We start from the raw sequence: 18,719 nt of genomic DNA on the forward strand, positions 1-18,719 counted from the left end.
GATATACGGTTGGGTTTTTGTTTTTCATACGTGGGTTATACCGATCCCCCGGCCAAACGCCCCCCGGCCGAAGATAGCAGCCATTAACCGACCGCCCCCCCACCGAATCCGGTGGGGGCGCGTTCCGTTCTTCCGGTCCCCTCCCCCGCCGCGCAAAACCTCTGTGCACACACCCCTTCCCGCAGCCACACACGAACTACACGCCGAATCCCCGTGTGCACCCCCGAAAACCTGTGTGCATCCACCGCCAGACGCGAGGCCGACACCACCGCGCCCCACACACCCCTCACTCCCCGCCGGTCACCCCACACCGGCGCTGCCAACCCACGCGCCCCCTCGCAAAACCTCTGTGCACACCCCTCTTCCCGCACCCACACACGAACTACACGCCGAATACCCCTGTGCACCCCCGAAAACCCCTGTGCACACGGCGGCTGCACAGGCTCGACCTTGCAACCGACGCCCCGCACTCCCGCACCTCCAACACCCCTGTGCACACGGCGGCTGCACAGGCTCGACCTTGCAACCGACGCCCCGCACTCCCGCACCTCCAACACCCCTGTGCACACCCCCGATGCAGCGCCCACACCCCTGCTACACGCCCAACACCCGTGTGCACCCCCGAGAACCTTTGTGCACACCCCACGCGCCAGCCAGTCGACGCCACCGCGAGCGCAAAACCCGTGCACAAACCCCTTCCCCCACCCACACACGAACTACACGCCCAACACCCGTGCGCACCGCCGAAAACCCCTGTGCACACCCCATCTGCCGACCGGGTGAATCGGCACGGCGCGTGCCCGCGGTGCGGAGCGAAATCGGTTGTCCACAGCACCGCCCTTCATCCACAGGGCGCGGAATCGTCGGCTCGTCCGAGCGCGGGCGTCGGGCACGATGCGGTCATGGGGGAACACATCATTCGACGTGCCGAGGCATTGCGACGCGGCGCGACGGACCGCGAGCTTCAGCGACAGTGCCGGACGGGCGTGTGGAACCGACTGCACCCCGGCCGGTTCACCCACGCATCGGTCTTCCTGGACCTGGACGCCGAGGCCCGGCACCGTCTCCTCGTCGAAGCGGTGCTCGACGTGGCGTCACGGGAGGCGGTGCTCAGCCACCAGTCGGCCGCCGTGGTGCACGGTTTCGACCTGTGGAACACCGCGCTGTCGCGGGTGCACCTGACGCGGAATCGAACCTCCGGCGGTAGCTGCACCTCGCGGCGTCACGTGCATTCAGTCCCGCTGCCACCGGAGGACGTCACCACGGTCGACGACCTGCGCGTGACGACGCCGGCGCGCACCGTCGTCGACCTGGCGGCGACGCTGGGTTTCGAGCAGGCCCTCGTCGCTGCGGACCACGCGGTGCACAGCAGGTCCGTCAGCCTCGCCGGGATCGCGGCCGCGCTGGCGTCCGACCGAAAACACGCGGGCCGGGTACGCCGGGTGCTCGATCTTGTGGACGGCCGCGCCGAGAGCGTCGGCGAATCCCGCAGCCGTGCGCTGTTCATCCGTGAACAGTTGCCGCTGCCGGACCTGCAGGCGACGTTGCACTCCGAGAAGGGTGTCCGGCTCGGCCGCGTCGACTTTCTGCTCGACGGAGTCGTCGGCGAGTTCGACGGTCGCATCAAGTACGGCCGACTCGTCCCTGCCGGCGAACTCTCCGAGGAAGTGCTGTGGGCGGAGAAGAAACGGGAGGACGCGATCCGCGACGCCGGCTGGCAGGTGGTGCGCTGGACCTGGGACGAGCTTGCGACACCCGCGGTGATCGTCGACCGGGTCATGCGCGCCGTCGCCCGTGCCCGCAGATCCGAACCGCCACTCGGTCACGTGGTCCGGATGCCGCGGATCGGGTGAGCACACACCCGTCCCCGCGATCACACCCCTACTGCGCGCCCACCACCTGTGTGCACCCTCGAAAACCCCTGTGCACCGCCTTTTTCCCAGACCGGGGAGCAGCTACTTCGCGGCCAGCGAGGGGTGGACGTTGATGCGCGACAGGTCGCCGTCGTAGTGCTCGAGGAGCAGTGGGTCCATCACCCGCCGCCACAGCGGTGGCACGAACGCCAGCAGGATCAGTACCGCGTACCCCGCGGGCAGCTGTGGCGCGTTGGGCATCGATCGCAGGGTCTGGTAGCGGCGCAACGGGTTTGCGTGATGATCGCTGTGCCTCTGCAGGTGGTACAGGAAGAGGTTGCTGCACACGTGGTCGCTGTTCCAGCTGTGTTCCGGCGCGACGCGCTCGTAGCGTCCGTCGGCCCGCTTGCGACGCAGCAGACCGTAGTGCTCGAGGTAGTTCGCGGCTTCGAGGAACGTCACCCCGAGGACGGCCTGCACGACGAGCCACGGTGCGACGCTCCACCCGAATGCGGCGATCAGCACCGCGAACAGCACCACACTCATCGCCCAGGCGTTGAGGACGTCGTTGCGGATGCTCCACGTGCGTCGACCACGCCGGGCCAGTCGAGTCTTCTCGAACCCCCAGGAGGAGCGGATGCCCCCGACCACCGACCGCGGCAGGAACGCCCAGAACGACTCGCCGTAGCGTGCGGACGCCGGGTCCTCGGGGGTCGCGACGCGCAGGTGGTGCCCGTGGTTGTGCTCGACGTAGAAGTGCCCGTAGAAGGACTGGGCGAGCGCGATTTTCGCGAACCACCGTTCGTGCCGGGGACGTTTGTGGCCGAGTTCGTGGGCGGCGTTGATGCCGACGCCCGCGACGACACCGACGGTGGCGGCCATCGCGAACCGTTCCGGCCAGCCCATCGGTGCGGTGGTCCACATGTAGCAGGCGAACACCAGGCCGGCGTACTGCAACGGCAGGAACAGATAGGTGCACCAGCGGTAGAACCGGTCGGCTTCCAGCGCGGCCATGACGTGCTCGGGCGGGTTGGACTTGTCCAGCCCGGAGACCAGGTCGACCAGCGGAACGATCACCACCAGCAGGATTGCACCTGCGGCCCAGAACAACCCGAGCCCGAACAGCTCCACCAGCGCCCACGCCGCGAACGGACTCAGCGGCGCCAGCAGCCCGAGCAACCAGAGATAGCGCCTGGAATCCCGCCACGGCACCCCAGGCGTCGTCGGCGTGAGGTTCCCACCCACTGCACGAAGATCCGACGTCACGTCACTCCATCCCCCCGATGTCCGCACGCTGTGCTTGTTTAACGCGGCGGTAAGTATCGCTAACCGCGGCGGACCCCACAAGCCGTCCAACCCGACGAATGGGTCACAGCGCGGGCAGCCAGGCCCCGTGCAGCCCGGAGGGCACGCGGATCGGCATCCGAACCCTGGCGATGGGCCCGGATTCCGGGGCGTCGGCGGGCAGGATCACGAACCATGAAGTGACGGTGCCGCGGTCGGTGCCGAGCATGCCCCAGTAGTCGTTCTCTGCGCCGGGGAGGAAGATCGGCTCACCGACGGACAGCGCACCCGCGTCCCAGGACGTCTCGGTGCCGGTGTCGGGGTCGAAGAACCACAGCGAGTCCATGTGCCCGTCGCGGGAGCCGCGCTTGCCGATCGACGCGAGCGGCCCGGCGGCCCGCGTCAGCGTCCGGTCGTCGACGCGCGGAAATTCGATGTCGCGGTCGCACACGACCTCGCGGTCGACGCTGCCGCGGTCGGGGTCGATCCGCGCGCGCACCAGACCGCCGCGGCACTGCGCCTCCGCGGTCGTGAAGGCGGCCGGGTACTCCCATTGCGCGTAGTCCACCTGCACCCGGCCGTCGGGCAGGTCCCGGGCGCCGGCGAAGTGCCACACCCAGAACGCCTCGCAGGTCGCCCACCGCACCGGTCCGCCGTCCCGCGGGATCAACGCGACGCGGGTTCCGTCGTCGGGCCGCCAGTCCAGCGGTGAGCCGCCGGTGAGGATGCCGGCCATGTCGAACACCAGGGGGCACAGCACCAGCACCACATACCGTTCGGTCAGGGCCATGTCGTGGATCATCAGCGGCCGGTCGAGGCCGTCGACGACGGTCGGCGGACGCGACAGCGACCCGTCCGCGGCGACCACCGACCACGTCAGGTACGGCGCCTCGAGGAGGTAGTTGAACAGCACCAGCTCGCCGGTGACGGGGTCGATCTTGGGGTGTGCGGTGCTGCCGATCGGCATCGCCCCGTCGCAGGTGTCGGGGCCGAGGGTGGTCAGGTCGTCGGGGTCGAGCCGGTACGGCCGGGTGGTCTCGGCCATCGCGAGCAGCCGGCCGCCGTGCCGGACGACGTTGATGTCGGGAAGTTCGCGTGCGGTGCCCGCGAGCGCGGGCCCGACCTCGTCGGCGTCCGGGGTGTAGAGGTCGGTGGCCCCGCCCCAGATGGCGTGCCCGGCACGTTCCTCCGCGACGACCATCGGGGTCCGCACGAACCGGTTCGTGTAGCGGGCGTGGCCGTCCTCGAGTTCGATCCGGTGCACCATGCCGTCGCCGTCGAGCGGGTACACGTACCGGCCGATCGGGTCGAAGCGCGGGTTCGGCCCGTTCCGCAGGTAGGCGCCGTGCAGGTCCGCGGGGATCTCGCCGACGACGTCGAGGTCGTGGACGTCGACCTCCTCGCGTTGCGGCGCGAACACCCCGGTCAGGTGGGTGTGGTGGGCGAGGTCGACCGGGGCGGGACGGGGAATGCCGGGTGCACTCATGGGATGGCCGCTTCCGTGTGGTCCGTACGTGGCGCCACAATCCAGAATCCTCCTCCGCTGACCACCGGTCACGCGGAATAGACCAAGATGTCGGGCATGGGGGGAACAGGGAACACGATCGTGCTGCCGATTCGAGCGCTCGCCGGGCGGGGGGTGCCGCCCGAGGGACCCGAGCACGGCAGGGGCCCGTACTGGTACGTCCTTGCCTGTCGGACGCCGAAGGTCTGCACGGCACACGGACTTCCGCAGGTTCGACGGATCTCGGTGGGCGCGCGGACGAGGCCGGTGGCCTCGCGTACCCCGGCGCGGCGTTTCGGATTCGCCGCCAACATCTTCTCGACCGCGGCCGGGTTCTCCGAGGACGCGCAGCGGGCCGTCGTCGTCAGAACGCGCTGGCCGGTGTGCCGAGCGTGCGACCGTCGTCGCCGCGGCTACTTCACGCTCTTCCTGGTCATGCTCGTCGGCGCGTTGCTGGGCTGGATCGGCGCCGCGGCGGTCGCGGTCACCTCCGGCCCGAACCCGGCGTTGGCATGGCCGTTCGTCGCGTGCCTGGCGCTGGCCCTGGGTTCGGTCGTCCCGTTCGTCGTCGGATCGTTGCCGCGGCTGATGCGCATTCACGCGGCGCCCGACGGCTCGGGTCTGATCGTGGAGGATCCGGACCCGAAGTTCGTGGCCGCGCTCGCGCCGGGTGGATCGACTCGATCCGAGCGTGGACCGGTCACCAATCCGAGCTGAGGATGCCTCGGATCGGGCGGTCGCCGTCGTCGTCGGACGTGGCCGCGTCACGACGCCGGTCAAGTGTTCGCCCGAGTTCGTCGAGCCTGCGCCCTCCTTCGTCCGCCAACGCCTCCCGGACCGACTCGTCGAGCTGCAGGTACTCCTCGGCGAACGATCGAACCAGCGGACCGAGCACCTGATCGAAGACGGGCGACGCGGCGAGGTCGCGAAGGCTGCGCCTGCCCGCGACGACCTCCGCGGTCGCTGCCGTGAAGTCCGCGTCACGGCACTTCGCCGCCAGCAGCTTCAGACTCGATGCGAGGTGAGCGGACACGGCGCGGTCACCACGCGCGACATCGAGCGGAGTCTCGTCCGGCGTTGTCATCTAGACCCCCGGATGGTCGTAGGAACGGACCGGGAGCCGGTTGGCATCGAGATCGTGGAGGCCCCCGAGCGTGCCCGCGATCACGCCGACGCCACCCTGGACCGCGTTCCAGGTGTTCGAGTGCAGGGTCAGCACCTCACCCCACACACCCATCGCCCTGGTGATCGTCACCGCGGCAACCGCGCCCGCCAGCAGGGGCCCGATCACCGTCGTCCCGGCCGCCGCCGCGGCAGCCATCTCCACGGCAGCCTGGATGAGGAGGTCCATCAGGAACTCCCACAGCCCCTTGAGCCCCTGCGCGGCCTCGCACATGCCGGTCGCCATGGCCGTGAGCTGGTCGCCGATCTGCTCGACCACCCTCGCCTGGTCGTTGACGGCACCACCGAGCTCCGCGAAGTAGGCGGCCGCCGCATCGGCGGCGTTGCCGTCCCAGGAGTGCCGTACCCCTTCGACACCGCTGCGGATCACGTCGGCGCAGGTGCGGTTGTACTCGGCGAGGTTGGCCAGTGCGTGCCCCGCCTTGCTCACGACCTCCCAGTCGCCGGCGAACTGTTCGGCGACCCACTCCCACGGGTTGGTGCCGCAGACGAGGTCCGCGACCTGCCCGACCCAGTACGACGCGCTGATGTACTGCGATCCACCGACGATGTTCTCGACGAGGTCCGGCACCGGATCGGTCGCGGTGGGGTCCGTCAGGTGCTCGAGCGGGTTCGGCGCCATCAGGCCACCTCGTACGCGGCGTCGAGGTTCGCCGCGTTGGCGGCGTCCATCTCGCGGTAGGACCGCGCCGCGCGGTTCAGTTCGGCGCCGGCGTCGGCGCTCAGCGTGGCCAGGCCGGTGTACGCGGGGCCGAGCTCCGCGAGCACGTCGGAGACCTTCTCGACGACGGGCGCGAACATCCGCCCCTCCGCGTAGCCGATCTGCAGCCATTTGTGCAGGTAGTCCTTGGCCTGCTGGGTCTGCGACGCGAGTGTTGCCAGCGTCGCCGCGAACGAATCCACGTCGTCCGGGTCGACCTTGAATTCCGACATGTGTGTCCCCCTGCTACATCCCCCAGCGCGCGAGCCCGCGCACTCCCGCGCGCAATCCATCACCGGCGCGGCCCCGTTTCGCCTGGTGCGGAACCGCCCCGCAACCACGCCTGAACTGCCCCGATCGGCCGTTTCGTGCCGCCCGCGACGCTCCCCCGGCCAAAAATCGCTTTACCGACAGTGGCACGATGGTCGGGTGACCGCTTCGGAGCCCTCCCACCACGCCCACATCCAGCCGCGCGTCCTGAACCAGTCCGCGAAGCTGCAGAACGTGCTGTACGAGATTCGGGGCCCGGTACACGCGCACGCCGCACGGCTGGAGTCGGAGGGGCACCGCATCCTCAAGCTGAACATCGGCAACCCCGCCCCGTTCGGGTTCGAGGCGCCGGACGTGATCATGCGCGACATGATCGCCGCGCTGCCCACCGCGCAGGGCTACTCGGAGTCCAAGGGCATCCTGTCGGCGCGCCGCGCGATCGTCACCCGCTACGAGCTGGTGCCGGGCTTCCCGGATCTCGACGTCGACGACGTCTACCTGGGCAACGGCGTGTCCGAGCTGATCACCATGACGATGCAGGCGCTGCTCGACAACGGGGACGAGGTGCTGATTCCGGCACCGGACTACCCACTGTGGACGGCGACGACGTCGCTCGCGGGCGGCACCCCGGTGCACTACCTGTGCGACGAGGCCGACGGCTGGAACCCGGACATCGCGGACATCGAGTCGAAGATCACGCCGCGCACCAAGGCGATCGTGGTGATCAACCCGAACAACCCGACCGGCGCGGTGTACTCGCAGGAGGTGCTCACCCAGATCGTCGCGCTGGCGCGCAAGCACTCGCTGCTGCTGCTGGCCGACGAGATCTACGACAAGATCCTCTACGACGACGCCAAGCACATCTCCCTGGCGACGCTCGCGCCGGACCTGCTGTGCCTGACGTTCAACGGCCTGTCGAAGGCGTACCGGGTGGCCGGCTACCGGTCCGGCTGGGTGGCGATCACCGGCCCGAAGGATCACGCCACCAGCTTCCTGGAGGGCCTGAACCTGCTGGCGTCGATGCGGCTGTGCCCGAATGTGCCCGCGCAGCACGCGATTCAGGTGGCGCTCGGCGGCTACCAGAGCATCGAGGATCTGATCCTGCCCGGCGGCCGGCTGCTCGAGCAGCGGGATGTGGCGTGGGAGCGGCTGAACATGATCCCGGGTGTCTCGTGTGTGAAACCCCGTGGCGCGCTGTACGCGTTCCCGCGGCTGGACCCGGACGTGTACGAGATCCACGACGACGAGAAGCTGGTGCAGGACCTGCTGCTGCAGGAGAAGATCCTGATGGTCCAGGGCACCGGATTCAACTGGATCGACCACAACCACCTGCGGATCGTGACGCTGCCGTGGGCCCGTGATCTGGCCGTCGCGATCGAACGATTCGGCAACTTCCTCGCGAGCTACAGCCAGTAACGATTCCGCAGCGGATTCACCGTGAGTCCGCGCGTCGGACATTCATGCGCATGGTCCCGACCGTAGGGTGTTTCGCGAACCGCCCCCTACCCAGTACGGAGCGCTGCACGCATGACAGTTCGACTCGTGCCTCAGATCGTCGTCGCGGGGGTGGCTGCCGCAATGGTGGCAGTCGTCCCGCCGACGGCACAGGCCGCCCCCGTCCGGCAGGACGCGTCGCTGCCCCTGTCGACGGTCAGCGGCGTTGGAACACTGAGTTTTTCGGGCCGCACCGACGAGGTGACGCTCCAGATCCCGGTCCCGCAGGGGCTCAGTCCGGCAGCCCTCCGCGGCACACTGCAGGTGCCGGCGGGTGCCGGTCGCGGGTGGGTCGACGTGCTGTCGGGCGGCCGGGTGCTCGGGCGGGTCGAGGTGCCGTCCGGCGAACCGACGGCACAGGTCACGCTGCCGCTGGCGGGTGCCGCGGTCGTGAACAACGCTGCGCAGGTGACGCTCCGCTCGTATCTCGTACCGGTGGACGACTTCTGGTGCGCGGACGACTGGTCCGACGGGTCGCTGTCGATCGTGAACGCCACCGTCGACTACACCGGTGACGAGGCGCCGCCGACGGTTCTCGCGGACTACCTCCCGCCGGTGCTCACGCGCCTGTCGATATACGTGCCGCCGGAGCCGACGCACGACGTGACCGCGGCCGCGCTCGAGTTCGGCGCCGCGATCGCCGCCCGCTACGCCAACCAGGACCCGGCGATCGAACTGCGGGCGCTGGCACCCGGCGCGGCACTGCCCACCGATCCGGTCGGCCGGCTGGAGCGCCAGGTCGTGGTGACCGAGTCGGACGTCAACTCCACCACCCTGACCACGTCACCGGCCGGGGTTCCGGTGCTGACACTCACCGGTAGGGCCGACGGACTGCTCAATCAGACGCGGCTGCTGACGAGCAACCTCTCCACGATCACGGTCGCCACGGAGGCCACCGCGGGTTCCCTGGCCGCAGCGCCCGGCATCGCACCCTCCCTGACGACGCTCGGCGACCTGGGCGCCAGCAAGCTCACAGCGACGTCGACCGGCCGCGTCCAGGTGCGGATCGGGATCGACCAGACCAAGCTCGGCCGACCGGCAGGCCCGGTGGACGTACACCTGATCGGCAACTACACGCCGCTGCCGAACACCCAGAACGGGCAGATCACCATCACCGTCGGCGACACGACCCTCGACCGGTGGCCGGTGGACGCGGACGGCCGCATCGACCGCTGGGTGACGATTCCTCCGGAGTCGATGTCGCGGTACACCGAGCTCGTGGTCACGTTGCAGGTGGCGGGCGCCATGACCTGCGGTTCGACCCAGCCGGTGACGCTGAGCCTCGATCCCGCGGGCGCGGTGCGGAGCGAGACCACCCTCCCACCGCAGCCGGGAGGCTTCCAGGCCCTGCCCCAGTCCCTGATGCCCACCACCCAGATCGGGTTGCAGGACGGCACATTCGCCGATGCGCGGCGGGCGATGACGATCGTCACCGGCCTGCAGGGGCTGACCGTCACCCCGTTCCGGCCCGAGCTGGTCGACCTCGACACGGCCGTGAACTCCGACAGCCCGGCGATCCTGATCGCCGCGGACGGCGGTCTGCCGGACTCGGTCCCGCTGCCGCTGCAGGTGACCGGCGACGACACGGTGGAACTGACGAACCTGACCGCGGACACCGCGCCCGAGACGGTGGACGTGCCGGGATTGCGGTTCGGTTCCCTCCAGGCCGCGTGGGACGACGACCACGACCGGATGCTGTTGGTGGCGACGTCCACCGACGCGCCGCAGAGCGTGGACCGAATCCTCGACTGGCTGTCGGCGGACCGGAACCGGTGGTCCTCGCTGTCCGGTGATGCGTTGTTCCAGACCGGCGACCGCGACCCGGTGACGGTGTCGGCCGAGCAACCCGCGCCGACGGTCGACGAGACCACCGGGGTGGTCCGTGGGGTGCTCGCCGCCGGTGGGCTCCTGCTGCTGGCCGGGGTGGCCGTCGCGGCGGCCCTGTTGATCCGCACCCGGCGCCGATCGAAGTCCTGAGTCGAGCGCTCGATGACGACGACATCCGTGCCCGTGCCGGTGGCGCCGGAGCCGACCGGCGGCCGGGTGCTGGGCACGATCGTCGCGCGGTTCGCGCTGATCGCGGTCCTCACGGGGATCGCGTTCTGGGAGTCGTTGACCCGCACCACCATCGACACCCTGCCCGGCGGCCTGCTCGGCTATCTGCTGATGGTGCCGCTCGTGGTACTGGCGATGGCGATCGGGATCACGCGCCGCAAGCACGACGAGCTGCCGATCCACGATCGTGAGGTGGACGTCATCGTCGGCGGTATCGCGCTGGCGCTGTCGGTCGCGACGTACGGGCTGCTCGTTCCCCGCTACCGGGACACCTTCTACCTGCTGCGCACCGACCTGTTCGCCCTGCTCCTCTTCCTGTTCGGTGCGTGCGTGCTCCTGTTCGGGCTGCGCCCCGCCGGCCGGTTCTGGCCGATCTGGTTCCTGCTCGTCCTGGTCTCTCCCCTGGGCTACCGGATCGCCGTCACATGGCTCGGGGGAACGTGGGTTTCGGTGGCGCTGGTGTCGACGCTGCTGATCTCGATCGGCATCGGGGTTGCCGTCGCTCGTACCGATCGGCTGGGCTGGATCGGCTTCCTCGGGACATTGACGCTCTCGCTTGCGCTGCTCGCCGTCCAGCTGCTGGCCGGCCGGCCCGAACTGCTCGGCCCGTTGTCCTCGCGGCTGGCGCCGGTCACGGCCGGAGCCGTGGTGGCGTTCACGATGCTCGGCTGGTCGGTGCGGCGACGGGACGTCAACTGGTCCCTGCGCCCCGAGCGGCCGTCGCCGGTGACCCGGCCGTGGAAGACCGCCCTGTTCGTGACCGCGACGGCGGCGGTGCTGGCGATGATTCCTCTTCCCAAGGAGCTGAACATCCCGATCGCGGAAGGCCCTCCCCCGGCGGACGCCCCCGGCCTGGCGACTCCCTCGGGCTGGACGCAGACCGGTTTCGCGGGGTACGACTGGGCCGACCGGTACTTCGGCCCGGACGCGGCCATCGTCCGCCAGACCTGGACCGCGGACGAGGTCAATCCGGCCTGGGACGACAAGGGCCGGCGCCGGACGGTGGTCGTCGACTCGCTGCTCACCCACGATCCGGACTCTCTCAACATCTTTCCGGGTGAGACCCTGTATTCGACGCTGAGCGGCCGCCGGTCTCCGATCGTGCGGGTCGACCTCGGCTCGGGGGTCACCGGGTTGCTGTACACGATCGTCGATCAGGACCTGTTCCTGACCTGGACGAAGCTTCACTTCGACTGGACTCGTGGTGACGGGACGGTCCAGGTGGTCAACCTCATCGCCGTCGACAACCACGAGCCCGACGCCCGGTTCCCCGATCTCGACCCGGAGGCCGCATCGGTGGCATCTCAGACGGTGAACGTGCTGTTCCGGGGCAACGCCGTCGAGGTCGACGCGAACCCCGACTACAAGGATGTCGACCTGCTGTCCGCCCTGGGCCGCGATGTGGTCGCCCGGCAGTGGGAGGAGTTCGGATGACTTCTCCGGACGTCGGCCGGGTGCCGCCACCCGATCCGGCGACAGCGTCCGCCGAGTTCCGCGAACGCGCACTGCACGACGCCGTGCAGGGTCTGCGGGAGCGGAACCCCGACGCGTCCGCCGCGGTCGCGTTCGTGCCGTGGCAGCGGAACCTGCTGATCGTGCTGGTGGCGATCTTCGTGGTGTGCATGGTCGTGTCCCCGCTCGGCACACTGACATTGATGACGGGCATCTGCACGATCGCGTACGTGCTCACGCTGGGCGACCGTCTGGTCATCTTCCGGAAGGGACTGGCCGCGGACGCCATCATCCGGGTCACCGACGACGAGGCCCGCGCGATCGCGGACGAGGACCTGCCCCCGTACACGGTGCTCGTGCCCGCGTATCACGAGCCGGAGGTGATCGGGCAGCTGATCGGCGCGCTCGCCCGCCTCGACTATCCACGCGACAAGCTGCAGGTGCTGCTGCTGCTCGAGGAGGACGACGACGTCACGATCGAGGCGGCCCGCGAGGTCGGTGTCGACGAGATCGTCACCGTCGTCCTGGTTCCCGAGTCCCAGCCGCGCACGAAACCCAAGGCGTGCAACTACGGCATGCACTTCGCGACCGGCGACATCATCACCATCTACGACGCCGAGGACCTGCCCGAGCCGCTCCAGTTGCGCCGTGTCGCAGCGACGTTCGCGATGCTCGACGATCGGGCGGCGTGTGTGCAGGCGAAGCTCGCGTACCGCAACGGCTCGCAGAATCTGCTCACGGGCTGGTTCACGGTGGAGTACGGGGTCTGGTTCAGCTACCTGCTGCCGGGGCTGATGCGGCTGAAGGCACCGATCCCGTTGGGCGGCACGTCCAATCACCTGCGCCGCGCCGTCCTCGACGACATCGGAGCGTGGGATCCGTTCAACGTCACCGAGGACTCCGATCTGGGTGTGCGGATCGCCGCCAACGGCTACACGACCGCGGTGTTGGAGTCGACGACGCTGGAGGAGGCGAACAGCGACCCGATCAACTGGTTGCGTCAGCGCTCGCGCTGGTACAAGGGCTATCTGCAGACGTGGCTGGTGCACACCCGGCACCCGGTGAAGCTGTGGCGGGCGATCGGCGCGTGGCCGTTCGTCCGGTTCACCCTGCTGCTGGCGGGGACGCCGCTGATCGCCTGCCTGAACATGGTGTTCTGGTTCATCACGATCGCGTGGTTGCTCGGACAACCCATCCTGATCGGCAGCATCTTTCCGCCCGCCGTGTACTACCCGGCGCTGGTGTGCCTGGTGTTCGGCAACGCCGCCACGATGTACATGAACCTGATCGGGGCGCGCGAGACGGGTACGCCGCGACTGCTGCTGTCGTGCCTGACGGTGCCGCTGTACTGGTTGCTGATGAGCATCGCCGCGATCAAGGGGGTGTGGCAGCTGCTGTTTCGTCCGTCGTACTGGGAGAAGACGTTCCACGGTCTCGACGGCGGCGGGGTCGACGACCACGCCGGTGCGGCCGCCACGCGGGCGGGCGGGCCGACGCCATGAGGATGCTGCGCAGCCCCGCCCTGATCGTGTACGCGGCGAGTGCCCTGCTGTATCTGGTCGTCGGATACGTGCTGGCCGTGCACAACGGCTTCCTGCTCGGCGACGCGCTCAGCCGGGTCCAGTCCGCGCAGGGCGTCCTGTTCAGCCGCGACCCCCACCTGGCGAGCATCGGCTTCATCTTCACGCCGATGACGGCGCTGGTCGAGGTGCCGCTGGCCGCGTTCAACTCGTACTTCCCGAGCCTGACGCGGTACGGGATGGCCGGTGTGGTGATGTCGGCGTTGTTCATGGCCGGTGCGGCGGTGCAGATCTGGGCGATCGGCGGGGACCGCGGTGTGCCGCGGTGGCAGCAGATCGTGATCACCGTGCTGTTCGTCGCGAATCCGATGATCGTGTTCTACGGCGCGACCGGGATGAGCGAGGCGCCGTTCGTGTTCCTGATGTGCTGGGCGGCGCGGCGGCTGATCCGGTGGACCACGACCGACGACGTGCACGACCTGATCGGCTCGGGTGTGGCCCTCGGGTTGGCGTATCTGACGCGGTACGACGCCGTGGTGCCGATCGCGCTGGGCGCGTGTTTCGTCGCGCTGGTGACCTGGCGGCGGGCGTCGACGCACCGGTGGCAGACCGCGCTGATGGACGGTGTGATCCTGGCGGCTCCCGGCGCGTTGGCGTTCCTGGCGTGGGCGGCGACGAGTTGGCTGCTGACGGGTCAGGCCTTCGCGCAGTTCAGTTCCGTCTACGGGAACACGGCGATCCTCGAACAGTCCGGCGGACCGGCCACCTCGGGGCCGGCGACGTTCGCGTACTCGGCCGCCGAGCTGCTGGTGCTCGCGCCCGCGCTGCCGTTGCTCGTCCCGGCGGTCGCCGTGCTCGCGGTGCGACGCCGGGATCTCGAGGTGCTGGCGGCGACGCTGCTGTTCGGTTCCGTGCTGGCGTTCCAAGTGGTTTCGTATGCGACGGGCACGACCTTCCCGTTCCTTCGCTTCTACATCTGTGTCATCCCGCTGATGTGCATCTACGCCTTCCAGATCAGCCCCGCGCGCGGCGACCTCGGTGCGCGTCGGCCGGGTGCGTTCACGGAGCCGCACGAGATGCAGGGCCCACGTCTGCGTGCGGTCGCGGTGGCGGCGACGGTGCTGCTCGCCGTGAGCGTGCCGCTGACCGCGGTCGGTATGGAGAGCCGCGGACTGTCCGTGCAGCAGTACGCCGTCGGGGCGTTGCTGCCGTTCGATCCTCAGGAGGGCACCGAGCAGGACCGGCAGCTGAGCATCCTGCGGTCGTTCGCCACCGAACGCGAGATCGCCGATCGTCTCGACGCGATGGATCTGCCGGATGGGTCGATCCTGGTGGACACGCTCTACGGGTTCGCCGTGGTCGCGGCGTCGGACCATCCCAAGCGGTTCGTGCTGCCCTCCGACCGTGACTTCGTGTCCGCTCTGAGCGAGCCGGCGGCGCACGGCGTGCAGTACATCCTCACCGTTCCGAACGAGGGACGGGGCACGGCCGACGCGGTCAACCGGCGGTACCCGACGATCTACGACAACGGCGCGCAGATCGCGATGCTCGAGCTGGCGATCCCGAACGACGGTGCGGACCAACCGGACTGGCGGCTGTACCGGGTCCTGAACAACCCGACCGAACCCGAGTGAGATCAGGCGGGTGCGGGCCTCCCCGGCCCGAGCAGCCGGAACAACGGATCGCCGGGACCGATGTCGAAGGTGCACTCGGTGTGACGCGGGTCGGGCACGAACGCCCACAGCAACGCACCGGCGGTGCCCGCGGCACGCTGCCCGACGATCTTGGTCTCGATGTCGAGCGCTCGTTGCGACAGTGACAGACAGCTGCCCGCGGCCTGGCCGATCTCCGCGACGAGGAGCGGCTTGCCGAGCGCCGTCGTCTGGTCGATCCGGCGCGCCAGCCCGTTCCACTGGTCGCCGGGCAGGGGTACGCCGTCGGCGCCGTAGTCGTGGTATTGGAGCACGTCGACGTTCGGGGACCGACCGATGTACCGGTACTCGTCGCCCTGTGTCCCGCACTGGCCGCCACCGGTGAGGCCGGCGGTGATCAGCCGCTGCGGATCCAGTGCCCGCACCCGCTCACCGGCGTCGTCCATGAAGGTGCGCAGGACCTCGGCCGCGTCGGGCGGGCACACCCGGTTCCCGAAGTCGCAGTCGCCGCCGGGGCACACGCTGGTCTCGGGTTCGCCGACGAGTTCCCAGGCGGCGAGGGCCGGCGACGTCCGCCACCGCCGCACGGCGGTGCCCACCCAGTCCGCGAACGACATCGTCATGCCGGGCGCCTGCTGCTGCCAGCCGGTGGCGTACCAGTCGCGTTGCTTGAAGACGTCGTCCTCGCAGGCACCGTCCTGCGCGGTCAGCACCGGGACGACGAGTTGCCCGTGCCGCTCCGCCGCGGCGAACACCGCGTCGATGGGCGCGAAATCCACTGCACCGGTGAACTTGTTGGTGGCGAGCGCCGAGAAGGCGTTGAATCGGGTGAGCGTCACCCCGGGGAGCGAAGAGAAGTACGCGTCGAGGTCCACCTGGGCGCCGCATCCGCGGTTGATCGACCAGTTCGTGGCGAGTTGGTAGGCGTTCAGCCCGACCGGCCACCACGGCTCGCCGTCGAGGGTGAGCGCGGTGCCGTCGGCGCCCACCCGGGCGGGGGCCGGGTCGGCGCTCGCGGCGCCGCCCGTCAGCACGGCGACACCTGCGACGACGACGGCCGTGCAGATTCCGATCCACCGTCTGACCTGTGACCCGACCACGCAGGCAGGGTATCCCGACCGGTCGTCACCGTCGCGGTGATCGGCTCCGCCGGAACGATCTGCCGGGCCGTGAGACAGGGCACATCGAACGTCGGGAACACCACCGCTCGAGGCTACCGTCGGGGAACGGGTCGACTGCCGGGACAGGCCGCGGGGCCGGATCGGTTACCGTGAATCGCGTGTCCTCCGATGTGAACAGCAGCCCCGCCCAGCCGAGCGAGTCCGGCCCCACCCTGTCGGTGTACGACGCGATTCGGATGCGGCGCGACGTGCGCGCGGAGTTCACCGGGGAGCGCATCGCGGACGCGCAGCTGACGCGGATCCTGCAGGCCGGTCACAACGCCCCGAGCGTGGGCAACACGCAGCCGTGGGACTTCGTCGTCGTGCAGGATCCCGACACCCTCGACACGTTCGCCGATCACGTCGCCGCCTGCCGCCGGAACTTCGCGGACTCGCTGCCGCCGGAGCGTCGCGAGACGTTCAGCCCGATCAAGATCGAGGGCATCCGCGAGTCCGCGACCGGGGTCGTGGTCACCTACGACCCGAGCCGGGGCGGGGCGAACATCCTCGGCCGGCACACCGTCGACGACACCGGAGTGTTCTCCGCGGTGCTCGCGATCCAGAACATCTGGCTGGCGGCGGTCGCCGAGGGGATCGGCGTGGGCTGGGTCTCGTTCTACGACGAGGACTACCTGACGTCGCTGGTGAAGGTCCCGGCCCCGATCCGGCCGATCGCGTGGCTGTGTGTCGGGCCGGTCTCGGAGTTCCAGGAGACCCCGGACCTGGTGCGGTTCGGGTGGCGTGAAGGCCGTCCGCTCTCCGAGGCCGTGCACCGCGAATCGTTCTGACCTGCGATCTCGGGTCGACAGTTCCGGATTCACGGCGTATCGATTGAACTCCGACACGAAATTCGACCCCCCGTGAGACAGATCCGGAAAGACACGGTAGATTCGGACACGACACCAATGGTGTCCAGCACGCTCGATTGCACCTCCCCCCCTGTGTGCAATCGGGCCGGTGGCGGGGAGACACCCCCCTGTACCCCGCCACCCTGCTGGGGGGATCCTCTCTTTCACCTCCGCCCTCGTGGTGTCCGGTCCGCGTTCCCGCCGACCGGACGGTCCCCGGGCGCTCGGTACCCTGACGCCATGCGGAGTCAGGCATCCACTCGATGAGCCACGGTCACGGCCACGGCCACACCGGTCCCGTCCCCGTCGGCCCCGTCGCCGCCCGCGTGGTGGTCGGCCTGCTCTCCGCGATCGGGCTCGCCGTGGTGATCGGCGCGATCGCGCTGTGGCCCAGCCGGCACAGCGTCGAGATCCCCCTCCCGTTCCAGACCGCAGGCGGCGGCGCCGTGGTGACCGAGGCGGGATCCGTCGTCACATCTGACTTCGGCCCCTGCGGCAGCCCGTCGGTCGGGCGCCCGTTCACCGGCAATCCGGTTCCCCCACCGAACAATTCGTACGAGTGCCAGCGCAGCGTCGTCGCGATCGAGTCGGGCCCGAACGAGGGCACCCGCACCCTGCTGGAGATCGGACCGGGACCGGGACAACCGAACCTGGTGGCCGGCGAGAACATCCGGCTGGTGCGGCAGACCGACAACACCGGCGCCACCGCGTACTCGTTCGAGGACTACGCGCGCGGCTGGTCGCTGCTCGCGGTCGTGCTGGTGTTCGTGATCGTCGTGATCGTGGTCGCGCGGTGGCGTGGATTCCGCGCCCTGCTCGGCATTCTGGTGGCGTTCGCGGTACTGGTCGGTTTCATGCTCCCCGCGCTGCTCGACGGCAAGCCCGCGGTGCCGGTCGCGCTCGTCGGCGGCGCGATCATCCTGTATGCGGTGCTGTATCTGGCGCACGGGGTGAGCCTGCGGACCAGTTCGGCCCTGCTCGGCACGCTCGCGTCGATGGCGCTGGCGGCGGTGCTGTCGTGGGCGGCGATCGAGATGACCCACCTCACCGGCTTGTCCGAAGAACAGAACACCAACGTGCAGACCTACATCGGGCACGTCTCGATCACCGGGCTGCTGCTCGCCGGGTTCATCATCGGCTCGCTGGGCGTCCTCAACGACGTCACGATCACGCAGGCGTCGTCGGCGTTCGAGCTGGCCCACCTCGACCCCGACGCGAACCGGCGGTCGGTGTTCTCGGCCGCGATGCGGGTCGGCCGCGACCACATCGCCAGCACCGTCTACACCCTCGTGCTCGCCTACGCTGGCGGCGCGTTGCCGCTGCTGCTGCTGTTCTCGGTGGCGGGCCGCTCGATCACCGACGTGCTCACCGGCGACGCCGTCGCCATCGAGATACTGCGCTCGGCGGTCGGCGGCATCGCGCTGGCCCTGTCGGTGCCGCTGACGACCGCCATCGCCGTCGCCCTGGCCCGGCCGCCGCGCTCGCAGGTCCCCCTCGCCGCACCCGCACCGGCCGTCCCGGCCGCACCCGTCCTGCCCACGCACCCGCACATCCCGGCCGTCGCCCCTGCGCCCGGCGGACCCACCACACCCGGTCGACCCCCCGCACCCCGGCCCCTGCCCCGGCCCGCCAGCGGCAGCGGCCGCCACGCCCGTCGCGAATGAACGGAAGCGTTCAGTCGATCAGATCGACTGAACGTTCCGTTCACTCGTCGGATTCGGTGGCCGCAGGTCGCGCCTCGTGCC

The 18,719-nt window shown here is 69.6% G+C and carries 15 protein-coding genes; 9 read left to right on the forward strand and 6 right to left on the reverse strand.

The genetic code is table 11. The annotated features are described in order from the left end of the window. Window positions 1-902: 902 nt before the first annotated feature. Complete coding sequence (locus ACWDU4_RS10970) at window positions 903-1,853, forward strand: hypothetical protein (protein WP_450113928.1); 951 nt, start codon at window positions 903-905, stop codon at window positions 1,851-1,853. 102 nt (window positions 1,854-1,955) lie between these two features. Here ACWDU4_RS10970 and ACWDU4_RS10975 read toward each other — a convergent pair whose 3' ends face one another. Then, window positions 1,956-3,098 carry an alkane 1-monooxygenase gene (locus ACWDU4_RS10975; RefSeq protein ID WP_450113929.1) on the reverse strand — a complete coding sequence of 381 codons (1,143 nt, stop codon included), beginning with the start codon at window positions 3,096-3,098 and terminating at the stop codon, window positions 1,956-1,958. Between the two features lie 124 nt (window positions 3,099-3,222). Next, the gene (locus ACWDU4_RS10980; protein WP_450113930.1) at window positions 3,223-4,623 is read right to left on the reverse strand and encodes a carotenoid oxygenase family protein; all 1,401 of its coding nucleotides are present in this window, start codon (window positions 4,621-4,623) and stop codon (window positions 3,223-3,225) included. Window positions 4,624-4,719: 96 nt separating this feature from the next. On the opposite strand from ACWDU4_RS10980, the gene ACWDU4_RS10985 reads away from it, so the two are divergent. Then, entirely contained in the window at window positions 4,720-5,358 is a 639-nt protein-coding gene (locus tag ACWDU4_RS10985; RefSeq protein WP_450113931.1) for a hypothetical protein, read from the forward strand. Here the strand turns inward: ACWDU4_RS10985 and ACWDU4_RS10990 are convergent. From ACWDU4_RS10990 to ACWDU4_RS11000, 3 genes are read right to left on the reverse strand one after another with little or no spacing between them, the layout of a single operon-like run. Next, window positions 5,342-5,725: a hypothetical protein gene (locus ACWDU4_RS10990; protein ID WP_450113932.1), complete on the reverse strand. Its 384-nt coding sequence runs from the start codon at window positions 5,723-5,725 to the stop codon at window positions 5,342-5,344. The genes ACWDU4_RS10985 and ACWDU4_RS10990 overlap by 17 nt on opposite strands. Then, window positions 5,726-6,445 (reverse strand): hypothetical protein, encoded by a 720-nt coding sequence (locus tag ACWDU4_RS10995; protein WP_450113933.1) that lies wholly within the window; start codon window positions 6,443-6,445, stop codon window positions 5,726-5,728. After that, on the reverse strand, window positions 6,445-6,756 hold the full coding sequence (locus ACWDU4_RS11000; protein ID WP_450113934.1) for a type VII secretion target: 312 nt from the start codon (window positions 6,754-6,756) through the stop codon (window positions 6,445-6,447). Before ACWDU4_RS11000 ends, ACWDU4_RS10995 begins: the two co-directional genes overlap by 1 nt. Before the next feature lie 196 nt (window positions 6,757-6,952). On the opposite strand from ACWDU4_RS11000, the gene ACWDU4_RS11005 reads away from it, so the two are divergent. The 5 genes from ACWDU4_RS11005 to ACWDU4_RS11025 all read left to right on the forward strand — a co-directional run bounded on the left by ACWDU4_RS11005 (window position 6,953) and on the right by ACWDU4_RS11025 (window position 14,948). Continuing rightward, window positions 6,953-8,209, forward strand: coding sequence for a pyridoxal phosphate-dependent aminotransferase (locus tag ACWDU4_RS11005; protein ID WP_450113935.1), 1,257 nt, complete (start codon window positions 6,953-6,955; stop codon window positions 8,207-8,209). 111 nt (window positions 8,210-8,320) lie between these two features. Then, window positions 8,321-10,264, forward strand: coding sequence for a hypothetical protein (locus ACWDU4_RS11010; RefSeq protein WP_450113936.1), 1,944 nt, complete (start codon window positions 8,321-8,323; stop codon window positions 10,262-10,264). Between the two features lie 12 nt (window positions 10,265-10,276). After that, window positions 10,277-11,776, forward strand: a complete 1,500-nt coding sequence (locus ACWDU4_RS11015) for a hypothetical protein (protein ID WP_450113937.1) — start codon at window positions 10,277-10,279, stop codon at window positions 11,774-11,776. Then, a complete protein-coding gene (locus ACWDU4_RS11020; protein WP_450113938.1) occupies window positions 11,773-13,296 on the forward strand; it encodes a glycosyltransferase in 1,524 nt (507 codons plus the stop codon). Before ACWDU4_RS11015 ends, ACWDU4_RS11020 begins: the two co-directional genes overlap by 4 nt. A 2-nt stretch (window positions 13,297-13,298) precedes the next feature. Next, window positions 13,299-14,948, forward strand: a complete 1,650-nt coding sequence (locus ACWDU4_RS11025) for an ArnT family glycosyltransferase (protein ID WP_450113939.1) — start codon at window positions 13,299-13,301, stop codon at window positions 14,946-14,948. A 2-nt stretch (window positions 14,949-14,950) separates the two neighbouring features. Here ACWDU4_RS11025 and ACWDU4_RS11030 read toward each other — a convergent pair whose 3' ends face one another. Beyond that, entirely contained in the window at window positions 14,951-16,066 is a 1,116-nt protein-coding gene (locus ACWDU4_RS11030) for a beta-mannosidase (RefSeq protein ID WP_450113940.1), read from the reverse strand. 239 nt (window positions 16,067-16,305) lie between these two features. On the opposite strand from ACWDU4_RS11030, the gene bluB reads away from it, so the two are divergent. Both bluB and ACWDU4_RS11040 read left to right on the forward strand, forming a co-directional pair. After that, window positions 16,306-16,914: a 5,6-dimethylbenzimidazole synthase gene (bluB, locus tag ACWDU4_RS11035; protein ID WP_450114047.1), complete on the forward strand. Its 609-nt coding sequence runs from the start codon at window positions 16,306-16,308 to the stop codon at window positions 16,912-16,914. Between the two features lie 323 nt (window positions 16,915-17,237). Further along, the gene (locus ACWDU4_RS11040; RefSeq protein WP_450113941.1) at window positions 17,238-18,638 is read left to right on the forward strand and encodes a YibE/F family protein; all 1,401 of its coding nucleotides are present in this window, start codon (window positions 17,238-17,240) and stop codon (window positions 18,636-18,638) included. The last annotated feature ends 81 nt before the right edge of the window (window positions 18,639-18,719 follow it).

Source organism: Rhodococcus sp. NPDC003348 (genome assembly GCF_053589375.1).